General features: G+C 70.8%; 12 protein-coding genes and 2 pseudogenes. 5 read left to right on the forward strand and 9 right to left on the reverse strand.

Annotation, left to right across the window (positions count from 1 at the left end):
• Window positions 1–132: 132 nt before the first annotated feature.
• Window positions 133–906, reverse strand: coding sequence for a hypothetical protein (locus ACZ4WS_RS47490; RefSeq protein WP_467990412.1), 774 nt, complete (start codon window positions 904–906; stop codon window positions 133–135).
• Window positions 907–1,135: 229 nt separating this feature from the next.
• On the reverse strand, window positions 1,136–1,375 hold the full coding sequence (locus ACZ4WS_RS47495) for a chaplin (protein WP_467990413.1): 240 nt from the start codon (window positions 1,373–1,375) through the stop codon (window positions 1,136–1,138).
• A gap of 401 nt (window positions 1,376–1,776) precedes the next feature.
• Here ACZ4WS_RS47495 and ACZ4WS_RS47500 point away from each other — a divergent pair.
• The 3 genes and pseudogenes from ACZ4WS_RS47500 to ACZ4WS_RS47510 all read left to right on the forward strand — a co-directional run.
• A pseudogene (locus ACZ4WS_RS47500) lies at window positions 1,777–2,158 on the forward strand (DUF3344 domain-containing protein); the annotation flags it as partial.
• Between the two features lie 132 nt (window positions 2,159–2,290).
• A complete protein-coding gene (locus tag ACZ4WS_RS47505) occupies window positions 2,291–2,461 on the forward strand; it encodes a hypothetical protein (RefSeq protein ID WP_467990433.1) in 171 nt (56 codons plus the stop codon).
• A 34-nt stretch (window positions 2,462–2,495) separates the two neighbouring features.
• Window positions 2,496–3,100 (forward strand): annotated as a pseudogene (locus tag ACZ4WS_RS47510) (NAD(P)-dependent oxidoreductase); the annotation flags it as partial.
• Here ACZ4WS_RS47510 and ACZ4WS_RS47515 read toward each other — a convergent pair.
• Window positions 3,084–4,028 (reverse strand): chaplin, encoded by a 945-nt coding sequence (locus ACZ4WS_RS47515; RefSeq protein WP_467990415.1) that lies wholly within the window; start codon window positions 4,026–4,028, stop codon window positions 3,084–3,086. The pseudogene ACZ4WS_RS47510 and the gene ACZ4WS_RS47515 overlap by 17 nt on opposite strands.
• Before the next feature lie 108 nt (window positions 4,029–4,136).
• Window positions 4,137–4,394 carry a chaplin gene (locus ACZ4WS_RS47520; RefSeq protein WP_467990417.1) on the reverse strand — a complete coding sequence of 86 codons (258 nt, stop codon included), beginning with the start codon at window positions 4,392–4,394 and terminating at the stop codon, window positions 4,137–4,139.
• Window positions 4,395–4,982: 588 nt separating this feature from the next.
• Here ACZ4WS_RS47520 and ACZ4WS_RS47525 point away from each other — a divergent pair.
• Together ACZ4WS_RS47525 and ACZ4WS_RS47530 are read left to right on the forward strand one after the other, a co-directional pair.
• Complete coding sequence (locus ACZ4WS_RS47525; protein ID WP_467990419.1) at window positions 4,983–5,396, forward strand: rodlin; 414 nt, start codon at window positions 4,983–4,985, stop codon at window positions 5,394–5,396.
• Between the two features lie 201 nt (window positions 5,397–5,597).
• Complete coding sequence (locus ACZ4WS_RS47530) at window positions 5,598–6,008, forward strand: rodlin (RefSeq protein WP_467990421.1); 411 nt, start codon at window positions 5,598–5,600, stop codon at window positions 6,006–6,008.
• A gap of 89 nt (window positions 6,009–6,097) precedes the next feature.
• Here the strand turns inward: ACZ4WS_RS47530 and ACZ4WS_RS47535 are convergent, their stop codons facing one another.
• From ACZ4WS_RS47535 to ACZ4WS_RS47555, 5 genes are all read right to left on the reverse strand, one after another.
• A complete protein-coding gene (locus ACZ4WS_RS47535; RefSeq protein WP_467990423.1) occupies window positions 6,098–8,017 on the reverse strand; it encodes an AMP-dependent synthetase/ligase in 1,920 nt (639 codons plus the stop codon).
• Between the two features lie 215 nt (window positions 8,018–8,232).
• Window positions 8,233–9,792: a vWA domain-containing protein gene (locus ACZ4WS_RS47540; protein WP_467990425.1), complete on the reverse strand. Its 1,560-nt coding sequence runs from the start codon at window positions 9,790–9,792 to the stop codon at window positions 8,233–8,235.
• A gap of 153 nt (window positions 9,793–9,945) precedes the next feature.
• Window positions 9,946–10,809 (reverse strand): ABC transporter permease, encoded by an 864-nt coding sequence (locus ACZ4WS_RS47545; protein ID WP_467990427.1) that lies wholly within the window; start codon window positions 10,807–10,809, stop codon window positions 9,946–9,948.
• Window positions 10,806–13,451: an alpha/beta fold hydrolase gene (locus ACZ4WS_RS47550; protein ID WP_467990429.1), complete on the reverse strand. Its 2,646-nt coding sequence runs from the start codon at window positions 13,449–13,451 to the stop codon at window positions 10,806–10,808. The genes ACZ4WS_RS47545 and ACZ4WS_RS47550 overlap by 4 nt, the downstream gene beginning before the upstream one ends.
• Before the next feature lie 392 nt (window positions 13,452–13,843).
• A complete protein-coding gene (locus ACZ4WS_RS47555; protein ID WP_467990431.1) occupies window positions 13,844–15,253 on the reverse strand; it encodes an APC family permease in 1,410 nt (469 codons plus the stop codon).
• Between the last annotated feature and the right edge of the window lie 471 nt (window positions 15,254–15,724).

Below are 15,724 nucleotides of genomic sequence, written 5' to 3' on the forward strand. Positions count from 1 at the left end.
CCCCCCCCCCCCCCCCCCCCCCCCCCCCCCCCCCCCCCCCCCCCCCCCCCCCCCCCCCCCCCCCCCCCCCCCCCCCCCCCCCCCCCCCCCCCCCAGGGTGGCGACTGCTTCGCCTCAGACCGCTCCCCTGGCTCAGGAGGTGGGCAGCAGACCGGACACCGGGACCGCGCTGGTGACCGAGGCCGTCGACAGCGGGCTCGTGACCGTGCTCGTCGGCAGCGTGCTCGTCAACGACGACAGGCCGGGCAGGTTCGCCGCCGGCAGACCGCCGCCGAGCACCGTGGCGACGACGAAGTTGACGAGGCCGGTCACCACGGCGGTGGCTGCGGGCACGACCTGGGTGGCGTCACCGGACGGGACTGCGTTCACCAGCGTGTCGATCGTGGCCTGCAGGGCAGCCGGCGCGTCGCCCTTGAGGTCCGCCGGCGCCTCGGCATGCGACCCCTCGGCGCTCGGCGCCTTGTCGTCGCCCTGCCGCTCGGCGCTCTTCGTCAGTGCGGGCGTGGTGGGCTCCGTCGTCGTGGTCGGAGTTGCCGGCGCCGGCGTGGTCGGCGCCGTCGGAAGCGCGACCGGCGGCGTCACCGGAGCCACCGCGGTGGCCTTGGCGATCGCGTCCTTCAAGGCCTGACTGAGCTTCGCCGCGTCGTCGGCGGAGAGCTGGCCGTTGCCCGCCTTGAGCGCGGCGTTGAGCAGATCGGTGACCGGGGTCAGCACGCCGGCGATGTCGCCCAGTGACTGCACCTGCGCCAGAAGCGCGTCCGCATCGGGGTCGGGGGCCACAGCATGGACGGTGCGGCCATGCGCCGAGACGCTGTCCGCCGCCATGGCGGCCGGTCCGGCGATCCCGAGCAGAAGCGTGGCGCAGAGTGCGGAGGACGCTATGCGCCGTGCGGGCAGAGCACGCATGGATGTTCCTTCGATGGTGGCGTGGGGTCTAGTGCTCACCGTGAAAGCGGGCATCTCCGCCTGCAACCGATCGACTGCTCCGCATAGCGGTCCGACCCCCTTGTCACCGACGTCGCCCCTGGTGAGGAGCCATGCCGGGAGACGACACCCTCTTCCCCCCATTCGGGGCAACGCGGACCGGCCGCCCTCCCGTCGGGGAGGGCGGCCGGCCGAATGACTCGCGCTGCCGTCAGCCGTTGCTGCAGGCGTTGCCGAACGTGGGGTTCAGCAGGGCGACGACGTTGACGGTGTTCCCGCAGACGTTCACCGGAACGTGGACCGGGACCTGCAGGACGTTGCCCGACAGGACGCCCGGGGAGTTGGCGGCCGAGCCGCTCGCGCCGCTGTCGGCGGCGGCGATGCCGGCGGTGCCCGCCACAGCTGCGGCGGCAACGGAGGTCAGGGCCAGGCCCTTCGCGATACGCGACATGGGGAAGTGCTCCTTGGAGTCGAGACAACATCCGGGCGGGGTGCCCGGCTCTGAATTCAACGCGCGGCGCACACTCGGGATGCGCCTCCAAAGGAGTGATCTCGTGAAACGCCAATTCTTCACGTTTCCGACACACTTGCCGGGTTTCACCGATACGTACGGACAGCCGCTGGATTCGCGGGATTCGGGCACCTCCGAGGCTGCTTGGAAACAGACGTCGGCAGACGTCGGCAGACGTCGGAAACAGATGGAGAGTCATCACGCGCAAATGTGATCTCCAGATTTCCGTCCGTCCGCTGGTCCAGAACCTCTTCCCCGAAAGGGCACCGCCGGTCATGCCTTATCCCCCGGGTCTTCTGCTGCGCCACGCGATGGTGGGCCCGGACTCCGCCGCGCGCGAGGGAAGGTCCGCCGGGAACGGCGACTTCGACATGTTCTACATCGACGTCGACAAGGACCCGAACACCTGCAACTCCAGCCGCGCGGAGCTCCGTCTGCCGGAGGGCGCGGAGGTCACGTACGCGCGGCTGTACTGGGGCGGCAACCTCCGTATCGGCGAGCAGAAGCCGCCGAGGGACAACCGGCGGGTGCTGATCGCCGAGCCCGGCGGCGCGTACAAGGCGGTGCTCGCGGACAGCGCCATCGGGCACCGGGTGGCGCGGGGCCGACGCGTTCCAGGCCTCGGCGGACGTCACGGAGCCTGTGAGGACGAGCGGTTCGGGGCTGTACACGGTTGCCCAGGCCAATGTGGCGCGGGGCCGCTCGTCCGCTGCTGGACCCGGCGCCCGTGCCGGGCCGCGCGTTCGTGGTGGAGAACTACGCGCCGCTCAGCGCGCTGCGGCCGCGCGCCGAGGAGCGCGAGCCGGCCTGGCACGCCCCGGACGACCGCGCTCCCGGCCTCGCGATGCGGGACCTGTGGTCCCGGCACTGCGGCCGGTGGAGCGGGTACGGCGGCGACGTGCGCCGGACACCCGGGTCGTACGTCCGCTCGGCGGGCCGGTCTCGCCGACCGGCTCCCTCTCGGATCCCCTGGCCGACTCCCTCACCGACTCCGTGGCCGACGACGAGAAAGCGATCAGCTGCTGATGTACGACCCCCTGGTGGTGGGAGCCGGCCCGCACGAAGCGTGAGCCGGATTCCTCCTGGCCAGCAGGGCGGCTGCCCCGGCGGATTCGAGGCGGTTACCGAGGACGGCGCAGTGCTGCGCACCTGCACAGTCGCCCTGGCCGTCGGCGTCCTGCCCTTCGTCGAGGTGCCCGCAACGCTGCGCGACCTCGCCCCCTCGTACGTCTCGCACAGCAGCCAACACGGCGAACTCTCCCGCTTCCGGGGCCGCGACGTCACGGTGATCGGGGGCGGCCCGGCCGCGCTGGAGACGGCGGCGCTCCTCTCCGAACAGGGCACCCGCGTACGGGTCATGGCCCGCGCCGGCCAGCTGATCTGAAACGACCTGCCCCGGCTCGGAGGCGCCCCTGGTGGCAGTCGGCCCGCTCCCCGCACAGCGGCCTGGGCTGCGGCTGGCGCAACTGGTTCTACGCCGAGCGCCCCGGCCTGTTCCGCCGACTCCCGGAGACCACCCGCGCCCGGATCGCGGCCACGGCACTGGGGCCGGCGGGCGCGTAGTGGGTGCGCGACGGCATCGAGCCGGTCGTCGAGACGGCTTGGGTGCCGGGCGCGGTGAGGCGTCCGGCACCCAAGCCGCGGAGTACTACCGGCGGGACGCGGCTCGGCCCCTGCGGTACAGGAGGGCTCCGCCCGCCAGCAGGGCGACGCTGGCGGCCGAGGCCGCGAGCAGGTCCTCACTACCGGTGCGCGCCAGCGTGGGAGGAGCGCCGGGCGGCTGTTCCTGCCCCGTGAGAGACGGGGTGTTCGGAGGGATGGCGGGATGGGCATTCTTCAGCGGAGGAGGGGCCGTCACCGGCGTCGTCGGCGGCGTAACCCGAGGCGGAACCGTCACAGGCGGCGTAACCCGAGGAGGCGTCGCCGGCGGCGTAACCCGAGGCGGAACCGTCACAGGCGGCGTAACCCGGGGAGGAACCGTCACAGGCGGCGTAACCCGAGGAGGCGTCGCCGGCGGCGTAACCCGAGGCGGAACCGTCACAGGCGGCGTAACCCGGGGAGGAACCGTCACAGGCGGCGTAACCCGAGGAGGCGTCGCCGGCGGCGTAACCCGAGGCGGAACCGTCACAGGCGGCGTCGGCGGAGGAGGCGTGGGCTGACCCTCGTTGGCGCACTGGTTGCCGAAGGCGGGGTTGAGCACGCCGATCACGTCCACCGCGTTGCCGCAGGCGTTGACCGGAACGTCCACCGGCGCCTGGGCGGTGTTGCCCGACAGGACGCCGGGCGAATCGTAGGCCGCGCCGTGCGCCGAGGAGCCGGAGCCGGACGCACCCTGCGACGGGCTCGAACTCGATCTGTTGGCACAGGAGTTCCCGAACGCCGGGTTGAGCGCGGCGATGACGTTGACCGTATTGCCGCAGGCGTTCACCGGTACGTGCACCGGAACCTGGACGTTGTTGCCCGACGCGACGCCGGGTGAGTCCGTGGCGGCTCCGTTCGCGTTCGAGTCCGCGAAGCCGGGGGTGGCGTAGAGGGACAGGATGCCCGTGGCGGCCGCGGCCACGACCACTCCCCTACTCAGGGTCTGTCGCAATCTCGTTGTCTTCCTGCTGGTAGAAGTGAGGAAAGCCGGCCCTGGAACCGATGAGGCAGTCCAAGGCCGGCCCTGACACAGTCGGGGCAGTTGATGCGCCGTGTTGCGTCAGCTGTTGCTGCAGGTGTTGCCGGCCGTCGGGTTCAGCAGGGCGATGACGTCGACCGTGTTGCCGCACACGTTGACAGGAATGTGCACGGGAACCTGGATCACGTTGCCCGAGAGGACACCCGGGCTGTTGGCAGCCGCACCGTCGGCGCCTGTGTCGGCGAAGGCGGGGGCGGCCATTCCCAGAGCCATGATCGTGCCGGCGACGAGAGCAGCGCTCTTCTTGTGCTTCACATGCTTTCCCTTCTCTGCGGTCATGCCCCTTTGACGGCCGAAACCGAGCGAGCACAGCGTGAACGGCTCGCACCATGACCTGCACGCTGTAAACGAGGGATAGGGGTACGAAGAAACTCAGGAACGTGCGCTGCCCGGTAATTCACTCGAACGCATCGCGCCGAACTGACGCCGTGCCCCTATAGCATGCAGAAACGATAGAAGCAGAAACGCTTATTGCATCGGGCGCGGCGGATCAGCTGCCGCCGGCTCCGTTGCCGGAGAGCACCGGGATGTTGTCCAGGAGGCCCACGACCGAACCCACGTCGCCCTTGACCGGCAGACCGACACAGAGCTTGTCATGGCCATTGCCTTCTTGACTATTTCTCCGGGTCCTTTCCTGGCAGAGACGCATATTTCCGCTCCCCCGCCAACCGGAGGCGGCGCAAATTGTTTCGCGGCTTCACCCGGATGGATCGTTCGTGACCCCGGAATTCGTGGACGACTGGCACGCGGACGGGGTGTACGCGCCGTTCACATGGGCCAATGGAGTGAATCGGAGCAACCATGCAGGCCGGGGCCAGTTGTCCAGGGCGCTCCGGTGGACGGGGTGGCTTCAGAAGGGACCAGTAAGTGATCAAGAAGGTTATGGCTGCCGCGGCAGTCGCCGTTTCCGTCGTCGGAGCTTCGGCCGCCGCCGCACCCCAGGCACTGGCCATCGGCAACGACGGGGGCGTCACCACCAGCAACGGCAACAACTCCCAGCAGATCTACGGCAACCAGGCGACGTACGGCACCATGAGCCCGCAGATGGCGCTCGTCCAGGGCTCGCTGAACAAGCCCTGCGTCGGTCTGCCGGTCAAGGGCAACATCGGCTCGGTCGTGGGCGTCGTGCCGGTCACCGCCCTCCAGGACGTCCCGGTCCTGTCGTCCCCGCAGAACCAGCAGTGCACCGAGAACTCCACCCAGGCCAAGGGCGACGAGCCGCTCTCGCACATCCTGGACAACATCCCGGTGCTCTCCGGCAACGGCGCCAGCGGCAGCTGATCCGCCGCGTACAGCGGGCCGCCGGCTCTCCCGGCGGCCCGCTGCCGTTTTCAAACGGCGACAGCGGCAGCGACGCGTCAACTCCGGTCCCAAGGAACCCTCTGGGCCATTCGGGGCATACCCCCGCAACCCCATCGTTCACCGCACTGTTGATCACCACGCGGCTCCGCAACGGAGCCCGCTCTCCGAAAGGGAACGAACATGAAGAAGCTGTGGGCGACCGCGGCTATTGCCGCCTCCGTCGCCGGTGTCTCGGCCGTCGCCGCCCCCCAGGCGCTGGCTATCGGCAACGACGACGGCGTCACCACCAGCAACGGCAACAACTCCGTCCAGTCGTACGGCAACCAGGAAACGCACGGCGCCATGAGCCCCCAGCTCGCGCTCGTACAGGGCTCGCTGAACAAGCCGTGCGTCGGCCTGCCGGCCAAGGCGAACGTAGGCTCGGTCGTGGGCGTCGTGCCGGTCACCGCCCTCCAGGACGTCCCGGTCCTCTCGGCCCCGCAGAACCAGCAGTGCACCGAGAACTCCACCCAGGCCAAGGGCGACGAGCCGCTCTCGCACATCCTGGACAACATCCCGGTGCTCTCCGGCAACGGCGCCACCAACAGCTGATCAATTCGGCAGCGCGCACAGCGGGTCGCTCCTCGGAGCGGCCCGCTGTTCCCATGTCCGCCGGTCCCATGGCGGCCATCGGGGGTCTCTCAGGTCCGGTAAAGGGCCTCGATCTCGGCCGCGTATGCCGCCGTCACCGCGTGGCGCTTGACCTTCAGGGACGGGGTGAGAAGGCCGTTGTCCTCGGTGAACTCGCCCTCCACCAGGGCGAACCGGCGGATGGACTCGGCGCGGGAGACGGCCTCGTTCGCGTAGTCCACGGCCTTCTGGACGTCGGCGCGCATCCGGGGATCGCGGACGGCCTCGGCCAGTGGGGTGTCCGAGGGCAGTTTGCGCACCGCGAGCCAGTGGGCGACGGACTCGGGGTCCAGGGTGATCAGGGCGGCTATGAACGGGCGGTTGTCGCCGACGACGACGCACTGCCCGACGGGCGGGCGGCTGCGCAGCCGGTCCTCCAGGACTGCGGGCGAGACGTTCTTGCCGCCGGAGGTGACGAGGATGTCCTTCTTGCGGCCCGTGATGGTGAGGTAGCCGTCCTCGTCGAGAGCGCCGAGGTCGCCGGTGGCGAACCAGTCGTCCCGCAGTACCGCGTCCGTCGCCGCCGGGTTGTTCCAGTAGGCGCCGAAGACGACACCGCCCTTGATGAGGACCTCGCCGTCGTCCGCGATACGGATCGCGGTTCCCGGGACCGGGAGGCCGACCGTACCGGGGCGGGGGCGCAGGGGTGGCACGATCGTCGCCGCGGCCGTCGTCTCGGTCAGGCCGTAGCCCTCGTAGACGATGATTCCGGCCGCGCAGAAGAAGAGGTTGAGGTTGCGGTCGAGCGGAGAGCCACCGCTGATGGCGTAGCGGGCGCGGCCGCCGAGTTCCTTGCGGATACGGCGGTAGACCAGCAGGTCGTACAGCGCCCAGGCGGCGTACAGGCCGGGCCCCGGCCCCTTGCCCACCCCGAGGAACTTGTTCAGGTACGCCTCTGCGAAGCGGACGCCGATGCGGTCGGCACGGTCGAAGGAGGCGCCACGGCCGATCTTCTCGGCGGTCGCGCGGCCGGTGTCGTGGATCTTCTCGAAGAGGTACGGGACGCCGACCAGGAAGGTCGGACGGAACTCCCGTAGCGCGGGCCTGAGCTCGTCGGGCTTGATGCTCGGGCAGTGGCCCAGCTCGATGCGGGCCATCAGACAGGCGATCTGGAGGGTGCGGCCCAGGATGTGGGCGAGCGGGAGGAACAGGAGCGTCGAGGCGATCTGCCCGGTGACCTCCTCGAAGAGGGGGTGCAGCAGCTCGACGGTGTTGGCGGCCTCGGCGTACAGGTTGGCATGGGTGAGGACGCAGCCCTTGGGCTTGCCCGTGGTGCCGGAGGTGTAGCAGACCGTCGCGACCGTGTCGGGGGTCAGGGCCGTGCGGCGCTTGGCGATCTCCTCGTCGGGGATGTCCCGGCCCAGGATGGTGAGTTCGCGGATCGCGTCCCCGTCCAGCTGCCAGACACGCGGGGGTTCGGGGTGCCGGGTCGTGCCGGTGGCCACGGTGTCCGCGTTCCCGTCGGTCTCGACGATCACGAAGCGCGCGCCCGAGTCCCTGACGATCCATTCCACTTGCTCGGCGGAGGAGGTCGCGTAGATCGGGACGGTCTGGCCGCCTGCCGCCCAGATCGCGAAGTCGAGGACCGTCCACTCGTAGCGGGTACGGGACATCACCGCGACCCGGCCGCCCGGTTCGAGCCCGGCCGCGATCAACCCCCTTGCGGTGTCGGTGACTTCGCGGGCGAAGGCCGCCGCGGTCACCGGGCGCCAGGTGCCATGTTCCCTGCGGCGCAGGACGACCGCGTCCGGGGCCTCGGTGGCGTTGGTGAAGGGCAGGTCGGCGGTGCTGCCGGTGGTGGGGCTCGGCGCCAGGCGGGCGGTGCGTGCCTCGCGGACCGTACCGGTCTCGTCCCTGAACAGCTCCACCGCGCTGCGACTCGCCAGGTCGGTCCGCCGCTTCGCCCGTTTCAGATCCTTGCGTACGCCCATCACGGCTCCCGGTCGCAGGGTCCTTACTCGGGGGTCAACTTACTCAGGCGTAACGGAAATTCAATGGGTTGCGCACGGCCGGTTCACGTGGCCGCCTGTGCCCTGGGGCGGCCCGCCGGCGAGGGCGGCCACGCTCGTCGTCGACGCGCTGCTGTACGGCGCCGGGCGGCGGCCCGGCGCCGGCGACCGCTGAGTCGCCGGCGGCAGCCCGCCTCTCAGGCGGCCAGGTCGCTCGCCTGCTCGACCGCGGTCGCGAGGTCGCTCACCGCCTTGTCCTCCGAGGCGTTCGCCACCTTGCGGGCGCGGGTGACGAGTTCGTCCAGCGGGAGGGCTCCGGGCAGGGCGCTCCAGCGGTCGTCGCCCTGACGCAGGTCGTCGGCGAAGTACGCGGCCACGGCGGCGACTTGGAGAGAGGTGGAGGAGGTCCACAGGTCGTCGTCGAGGGAGCCGGTCTCCAGCTGGCCGGACTCCTCGTGCGGGGCGCGGGTGTCGGGGTCGAGCCAGCGGACGCTCGCGGTGGCGAGGTGACCGGAGGCGCCGGGCCTGGTGCGGACGGCGTAGAGCGCGGTGACGGTGTGGCCGGGGCCGACCTCGCCGCCGTCGACGCGGTCGTTGCGGAAGTCCTGATCGGCGACCTTTCGGTTGTCGTAGCCGATCAGCCGGAACTTCTCGACCGTCTCCGGGTCGAAGGCGACCTGCGCCTTGGCTTCGCGGGCCGTCAGGTCGATGTTCTGCGGGAGCTGGTCGCAGAAGACGGTGCGGGCGTCGTCCTGGTTCGAGACGTACGTCGTGTGGCCGTCGCCCTTGTCGGCGAGGCGCTCCATGAGGGCGTCGCCGTACTCGCTGCCGACGCCGACGCCGAAGAGGGTGATGCCGTGCTCGCGGCGGGCGTTGGAGATGCGCTCCAGGATGCTGTCCGCGTCTGTGTCGCCGGTGTTGGCGAGCGCGTCGGAGATCAGCACGACACGGTTGGTGGCGCCCTTGCGCAGGCCCTCGACGGCTGTGTCGTATCCCGTCTCCACGCCCGCTTCGAGGTTGGTCGAGTCCGTGGGCTCCAGGCGGTCGATCGCGTCGTGGACGCGGCCGCGGTGGTCGCCGAGCCGGGTCATCGGCAGGACGGTCTCGGCCTCGCTGCTGAAGGTGACCAGGGCGACCGAGTCGTCGTCGCGCAGCCGGTCGGTCATCACGGCGAGGGAGTCCTTGGCCAGGTCGAGGCGGCCCGGCTCGCCCATGGAACCGGAGATGTCGATGACGAAGGTGAGGGCGGCCGGCGGGCGTTCGCTCTCCGCCTCGGCCGCGCGGGTGGCGAGGCCGACCCGGACGAGCGACCAGTGCGCGTCGTCCGTGCGGGCGCCGTCGACGGTGACCGAGAAGCCGTTGCCGTCGGGGCGCTGGTAGTCCTGGCGGAAGCTGTTGACGAACTCCTCGGGGCGGATGGTGGAGGGGTCGGGGATCCGCCCGTCGGCGAGGGTGCGGCGCGCGAAGCCGTACGAGGCGGTGTCGACGTCCAGGGCGAAGGTGGAGAGGTAGTCGGGGGACGGCGCGACCTCCCGGTTGGGCGCGCCCGTCTGTTCGCCCTGCTGCTCGCCCTGGGCGGTGCCGCCCGACGGCTGGTTGGGAGCGGGCAGCGGAAGGGTGCCGCCGCCCTTGTTCGAGCCGTCCGACGTGCCGCCGCCCGCGCCGCAACCGGTGAGCAGCACGGCGCCCGCGGCCGTCAGGGCGAGCAGGGTGCCGCGCAGTCCCCGTGTGTGGCGCCGTATGTGGTCCGTCCCCATCTGTGCCCCCTCGGTGAGCGGCCCTGGCGTGGGCCGACATCTGTGACTGTGACGTCCGAGGGGGCCGGGATGTGCGCTCCGGTGCGTTGCGGATGGATCTCAAAGCGGCTACGGCGGGCGGTCGTTGAGACCGGTAGGTGATCCTCCGGAGACCTACGACACGATGTCCTTGCGCCGGAAACCGTGGAAGGCCAGGGCGAACAGCACCAGCGCGTACGTTATGGAAATCGCCGTGCCCTGGATCATGCCGCCCCACTCGGGGGTGGGCTGCACGGCGTCGGCCCAGGCGAACTGCCAGTGCGCGGGCAGGAAGTCGCGCCAGCTGCCGAGGGCGGTGACCGCGTCCAGGACATTCCCCACGATCGTCAGGCCGACGGCGCCGCCGACCGCGCCCAGCGGGGCGTCCGTCTTGGTCGACAGCCAGAACGCGAGCCCCGCGGTGACCAGTTGGGACACGAAGATGTACGCGATCACTATGAGGAGCCGCTGGGTGGCGGTGCCCGCGGAGAGCGCGCCGCCGGTGGGGATCTCCAGCGGGCCCCAGCCGTAGGCGGCGGTGCCCACCGCGAGCGCGACGATCGGCAGCAGCACCATCGCGGCGAGGCTGAGGCCCAGCGCGACGGTGAGCTTGGACCACAGCAGGCGGGCGCGGGGCACGGGGGCCGCCAGCAGATAGCGCAGCGACGACCAGCTCGCCTCGGAGGCGATGGTGTCCCCGCAGAACAGCGCGACCGGGATCACCAGGAGGAAGCCCGCGGACACGAACAGGTTCACCGCGGCGAAGTTCGCGCCCGACGCGGTGGCCGTGTCCATCAGCGTGACCTGACCGTTCCGCGCGCCCGGGTCGCCGCCGATCGCGAACGCCACGGCGAGGACGAAGGGCAGCGCCGCGAGGATGGCTCCCATGACGAGGGTGCGGCGTCGCTTCAGCTGCCGGATCAGCTCCACGCGCACCGGCAGCGTGCGCCGCGCCCGGTACCCGTCGGCCGTCTCGGCCCGCTCGACGAGGGTGCTCATGCGGAACCTCCGATCAGGGTGAGGAAGGCGTCCTCCAGGCGGCGGTGGGGGCCCACCGACTCCACGGGCACTTCGAGGCGGACGAGTTCCACGACCAGGCGCTGTGCGCTTCCGCCGGGGTCGAGGCGGACCAGCAGCCCGCCCTCGGTGACGACGGCCGAGGCCACGCCCGGGAGCGCGCCGACCTTCTCGGCGAGCGGCTCCTCCACGGGGGAGCCGGTGCCCACGAGGAGCGTGTCGCCGGAGCCGACGATCTCGGACACCAGGCCCGCCTGGACCAGACGGCCGCGGTCCATGACCACCAGGTGGGTGCAGGACTGCTCGACCTCGGCCAGGAGGTGGCTGGAGACGATGACGGTGCGGCCTGCCGCGGCGTAGCGGATCATGACCTCACGCATCGCGCGGATCTGCGGCGGGTCGAGGCCGTTGGTCGGTTCGTCGAGGATCAGCAGGTCCGGGAGGCCGAGCATCGCCTGGGCGATGGCGAGGCGCTGGCGCATGCCCTGGGAGTACGTGCGGACCGCGCGGGCCAGCGCGTCGCCCAGGCCCGCGATCTCCAACGCCTCCTCCAGGTGGGCGTCCTCGGGCGGGCGGCCTGTCGCCTGCCAGTACAGCTCCAGGTTCTCGCGGCCGGAGAGGTGCGGGAGAAAGCCCGCTCCCTCGACGAAGGCCCCGACCCGGGAGAGGACCGGCGCGCCCGGCCGGATCGCGTGCCCGAAGACGCGGATCTCGCCGCCGTCGGGCTTGATGAGGCCCATGAGCATGCGCAGGGTGGTCGTCTTGCCCGCGCCGTTCGGCCCGAGCAGGCCGAGGACCTGGCCCTTCTCCACACGGAACGACAGGTCCCGTACCGCGTACCGGTCCGCCGACTTCGCATACCGCTTGCTCAAGTCGGTGATGTGGAGCGGGACTTCGGCCTGCCCGGACTCGGGGGCCGGGGCCGTCGTACGGCGGCGGCCCGTCAGCGGCAGCGCCAGCGCGACCAGCGCTCCGGCCAGCGGCAGCCACCACACCCACGCGGGCAGCGCCGCGGCGGCGGTCGTCACGCCGGGTGCCGTCGGGAGCTTGAGGTCGCTCTTCAGGGACACCGTGTACGTCGCCGGAGTCGCCGGTGACGCGTAGCCGAGGTCGGTCGAGGCGAGGACCAGGCGCAGCCGGTGGCCCTTCTGCACCTCGTGGTCGATGGCGGGCAGGGTGATCGTGACGTCCTTGCCGGTCTTCGCGCCCTCGACCCGCACCGGCGTCACCAGCTGCGAGGGCAGTACCGGCTGCGCACCGCCCGGCCCGACGTCGTACACCTTCCCGAAGAGGACCGCGTCGTCGGTGCTCGACCTGACGTGCACGGTCACCGTCGGCGACCCGGTGATCCGCAGGTCGCTGCCGAACGCCGAGGACTCGAACCGCGCGTACTGGCCGGGGAAGTCGAGGGACACCCCGACGCCGAGGGACGAGAGCTGCGAGAGGCCGCCCGAGCCGCCGAGGCCCGGGAGGGCGGAGATGGCGGGCGGACTGGCGCCCGCCGGGTTCTCGAAGCTCTGCTCGCGTCCGCTCAGCGTGACCGCGTGCTGCCCGCTCTCCAGGCCGGGGTACGTGTCCCCGCTCGCGCCCCGCAGCTGCGCGGCGCCGTCGGTGGAGTCGATGCCTCCGGTGCGGGTGACGCGGAAGGCGGGGCCCGTGTCCACCCCCGCTTCGTCCTTCAGGTAGCGGTCGAACCATGAGCCGACCCGGGACTCGACGCGGTCCGTCTCCATGTCCCCGCCGTCGTGCCCGCCGGAGATCCAGTCGACGTCCACGGGCGCGCCGTTCGCGCGGATCGCCTTGGCCATCGCGTCGGCGTGGCCGAGCGGGAAGAGGGAGTCGGACTGGCCCTGTGTGATGAGCGTGGGCACCTTGATGCGGTCGCCGACGGCGGAGGGGCTGCGCTCCTCAAGCAGCTTCGTGGCCGCCGCGTCCGGCTTGCCGGACTCCGCGACCCGGTTGTACATCGCGCACAGCTGGTCCTCGAACCGGTCGCAGCCGCCACCGGAGTTGATGAAGATCCCGGCCCAGAGCTTCTTGAAGACACCGTTCGGGAAGAGCGCCTCGGACAGGTTCCAGTAGGTGATCTCCGGGGCGATCGCGTCGACCCGCTGGTCGTAGGCGGCGGCGAGGAGCGAGATCGCGCCACCGTACGAAGCCCCGGTGACGCCCACGCGCGGATCGCCGCTCTTGTCGAGCTGGACCTCCGGCCGCTTCGCCAGCCAGTCGATGAGCCTCGATACGTCGGCGACCTCGCCCTCGGGGTCGTTCAGCCCGATTTCGCCGGTGGACTTTCCGAAGCCGCGCGCCGACCAGGTCAGCACCGCGTACCCGTCGCGGGCGAGCTTCTGGGCCTCGTCCCGTACGTCCTCCTTGCTGCCGCCGAAGCCGTGCGCCAGGAGGACGGCGGGGCGACGGTCCGAGGACGAGCCTGCGGTGAAGTACGAGGTGTCGATGCGCACCCCGCCGCCCATGGCCATGACGCGGTCGGCGCGGTGCACGGGCGGGGTGTCGTCCGAGGCGACAGCCGTCCACGTGCCCGCGCCGGCGAGCACGACGACGACGGCGGCCGCGGCCGCGATCCACCGCCGGGGCCCGCGCAGTCGGGGCAGTCGAAGATCCATGCCCTCAACGGTACGGGTGACCGCTGACAACCGATGCAGCCACCGGGCTGAACCCCCGCCCCTCCCAGGGGAGTACGGCACCGGTCCCGCATACCGCGTCCGTGGTACGAACGGCCCATGGAGATGCGCCGCGAGAGTTCTGCGAACACTTGGCCGACGTGCCGCTTGTCCGAGTGAAGGAACGCGGGTTCCACACACAAGCCCCGAAACCCACGGTGGCGCCGCCCAGCAGCGCGGACCAGAATCGCCCACGTTCGCGCGGGCGAGGGCGTCAAGGGATGTGGGTCGGTGTCAACGCCGACCACTCCCGGCGCCCGCGTCGCAAGGCAACGCGGGCGCACTGACAACTTCCGTGCACGGTGGTGACGTGGGACTTCACGCAGTGAGGTCCGTCAGGCTTCGGCGTCCTCCGGGATCGACACCAGCCAGCGGGTCTCGCGGCGCGGCCGCAGGTAGAAGGCCCAGTACAGGGTGGCGACAGCCGTGATGCCGCCGGTCCACAGCAGGTAGGTGGTCTCCTGCTGGCTCAGGATGTAGGCGAGGACCGCGATCAGCAGGACCGGCATCGCGGGCCACAGCGGCATGCGCCAGGCGGGCGTGTGGGCGTGCTTGCCGCGCCGGGCGAGCAGTGCGGCGACCGCGACGAGCAGGTACATGCCGGTCACCGACACGCCCGTGACGCCGTACAGGGTGTCCAGGTTGACGAAGCACAGGAGCGCGCCGGGGACGCCCACGAGGAGGGTGGCGACCCAGGGGGAGCCGAAGCGGCCGAGCCGCGAGAGGCCCTTGTTGACCGGCTCGGGCCACGCCTTGTCGCGGGCCGAGGCGAACAGCACCCGCGAGTTCTGGATGACCATGACGATACCCGCATTGATGATCGCGAGGGCCACGCAGAGGCTGACGAAGGTGCCGACGGCGGAGTTCGACCAGGCCGTGACCATGCTGCTGATGTCGCCGCCGGTCAGCGTCGACAGGTCGGAGGCGCCCATGGTGATCGCGACGACCGGGACCAGGATGATGACCGTGGAGATGGCGAGGGTGGCCAGCACCGTACGGGCGACGTTGCGGCGCGGGTTCTCCAGCTCCTCGGAGAGGTAGACCGCGGTCGAGAAGCCCTGGGTGACGAAGAGGGCGATGGCGAGCCCGGAGACGACCAGGATGGCCGTCACGGTGTCCGTGTGGCCCCCGGAGCCCGCCACCTGCATCGAGGTGAGGCTGCCGACGCCGCGCTGGCTGTGCGCGAAGCCCAGGACCGCCACGACGGCCGCCGCGATGACTTCGAGGACCAGGAAGACGCCGGTGATCCAGGCGTTGGCCCGCAGGTCAAGCAGGCCCGCGAGGGTGGCCAGGATCATCACTCCGGCGCCCGCCATCGACGGGTTCAGATGCACGATCGGCGCCAGGTAGTCCGCCGTGCCCATCGCGATCACCGGCGGCACGATCATGACGACCAGGAGCGAGAGCACGAAGACCAGCCAGCCCGCGAGGCGTCCGGCCATCGTGGAGACCATGGCGTACTCGCCGCCCGCGCTGGGGATGAGGGTGCCCAGCTCCGAGTAGCAGAACGCCACGGCGATACAGAGCAGCGAGCCGATCGCGATGGTGAGCGCGGTCGCCGTGCCGAGGGACGAGAACAGGTCGGGCACGACCACGAAGAGCGTGGAGGCGGGGGTCACGCAGGAGAGCGTCAGCAGGGTGCCGCCGACGATGCCGATGGAGCGCTTGAGCTTTTGGGGGTTCCCGGAGGCCGTGGGGGCGGCGTCCGGGACGGCGGTCTCGACAGGGCGGAGCGTGTCGGTCATGAAGCGGTTCCGATCGACTCGTGCATCAGATGTTTCGGGCGGGAGCGTTATCGCCTCCGGCGGCTCGCGTCGTTCATCTCTTCGTCCGCTCCCGGCGTTGATGGAACCTTGACGGAAACCGTTGCGTCAATGGCCGTTTACCTACGGAATCCGCAATCGTAAAGCGGCCCACGTCACATCGCTTTTCCAGGGCCTGACACCCTACCGAGGTATTCATCAAGCCCTGTCAGAATGTGACCTTGCTTTCAAAGGCCAAAAAGGCTCAGACCCTTCGTCACCCGTTTCATCCCGTCGATACGAGAATCGCAGCCCGGGCGTCAAAAAAAGATGAGGCCGTCCGGATAACGGACGGCCTCATCAGAGGTTCGGGTCAGGCTCAGTGGTTGCGGGGGAAGCCCAGGTCGACGCCCGCCGGGGCGTCGGACGGGTCGGGCCAGCGGGTGGTGACGACCTTGCCGCGGGTGTAGAAGT

This window comes from Streptomyces sp. NPDC029292, from assembly GCF_055569295.1.

What these genes read in the sequence shown, in the direction of transcription:
- ACZ4WS_RS47490 (WP_467990412.1), bottom strand. Translation starts at nt 906, where the DNA reads ATGCGTGCTCTGCCCGCACGGCGCATAGCGTCCTCCGCACTCTGCGCC.
- ACZ4WS_RS47495 (WP_467990413.1), bottom strand. Translation starts at nt 1,375, where the DNA reads ATGTCGCGTATCGCGAAGGGCCTGGCCCTGACCTCCGTTGCCGCCGCA.
- ACZ4WS_RS47520 (WP_467990417.1), bottom strand. Translation starts at nt 4,394, where the DNA reads ATGACCGCAGAGAAGGGAAAGCATGTGAAGCACAAGAAGAGCGCTGCT.
- ACZ4WS_RS47530 (WP_467990421.1), top strand. Translation starts at nt 5,598, where the DNA reads ATGAAGAAGCTGTGGGCGACCGCGGCTATTGCCGCCTCCGTCGCCGGT.
- ACZ4WS_RS47535 (WP_467990423.1), bottom strand. Translation starts at nt 8,017, where the DNA reads ATGGGCGTACGCAAGGATCTGAAACGGGCGAAGCGGCGGACCGACCTG.
- ACZ4WS_RS47540 (WP_467990425.1), bottom strand. Translation starts at nt 9,792, where the DNA reads ATGGGGACGGACCACATACGGCGCCACACACGGGGACTGCGCGGCACC.
- ACZ4WS_RS47545 (WP_467990427.1), bottom strand. Translation starts at nt 10,809, where the DNA reads ATGAGCACCCTCGTCGAGCGGGCCGAGACGGCCGACGGGTACCGGGCG.
- ACZ4WS_RS47550 (WP_467990429.1), bottom strand. Translation starts at nt 13,451, where the DNA reads ATGGATCTTCGACTGCCCCGACTGCGCGGGCCCCGGCGGTGGATCGCG.
- ACZ4WS_RS47555 (WP_467990431.1), bottom strand. Translation starts at nt 15,253, where the DNA reads ATGACCGACACGCTCCGCCCTGTCGAGACCGCCGTCCCGGACGCCGCC.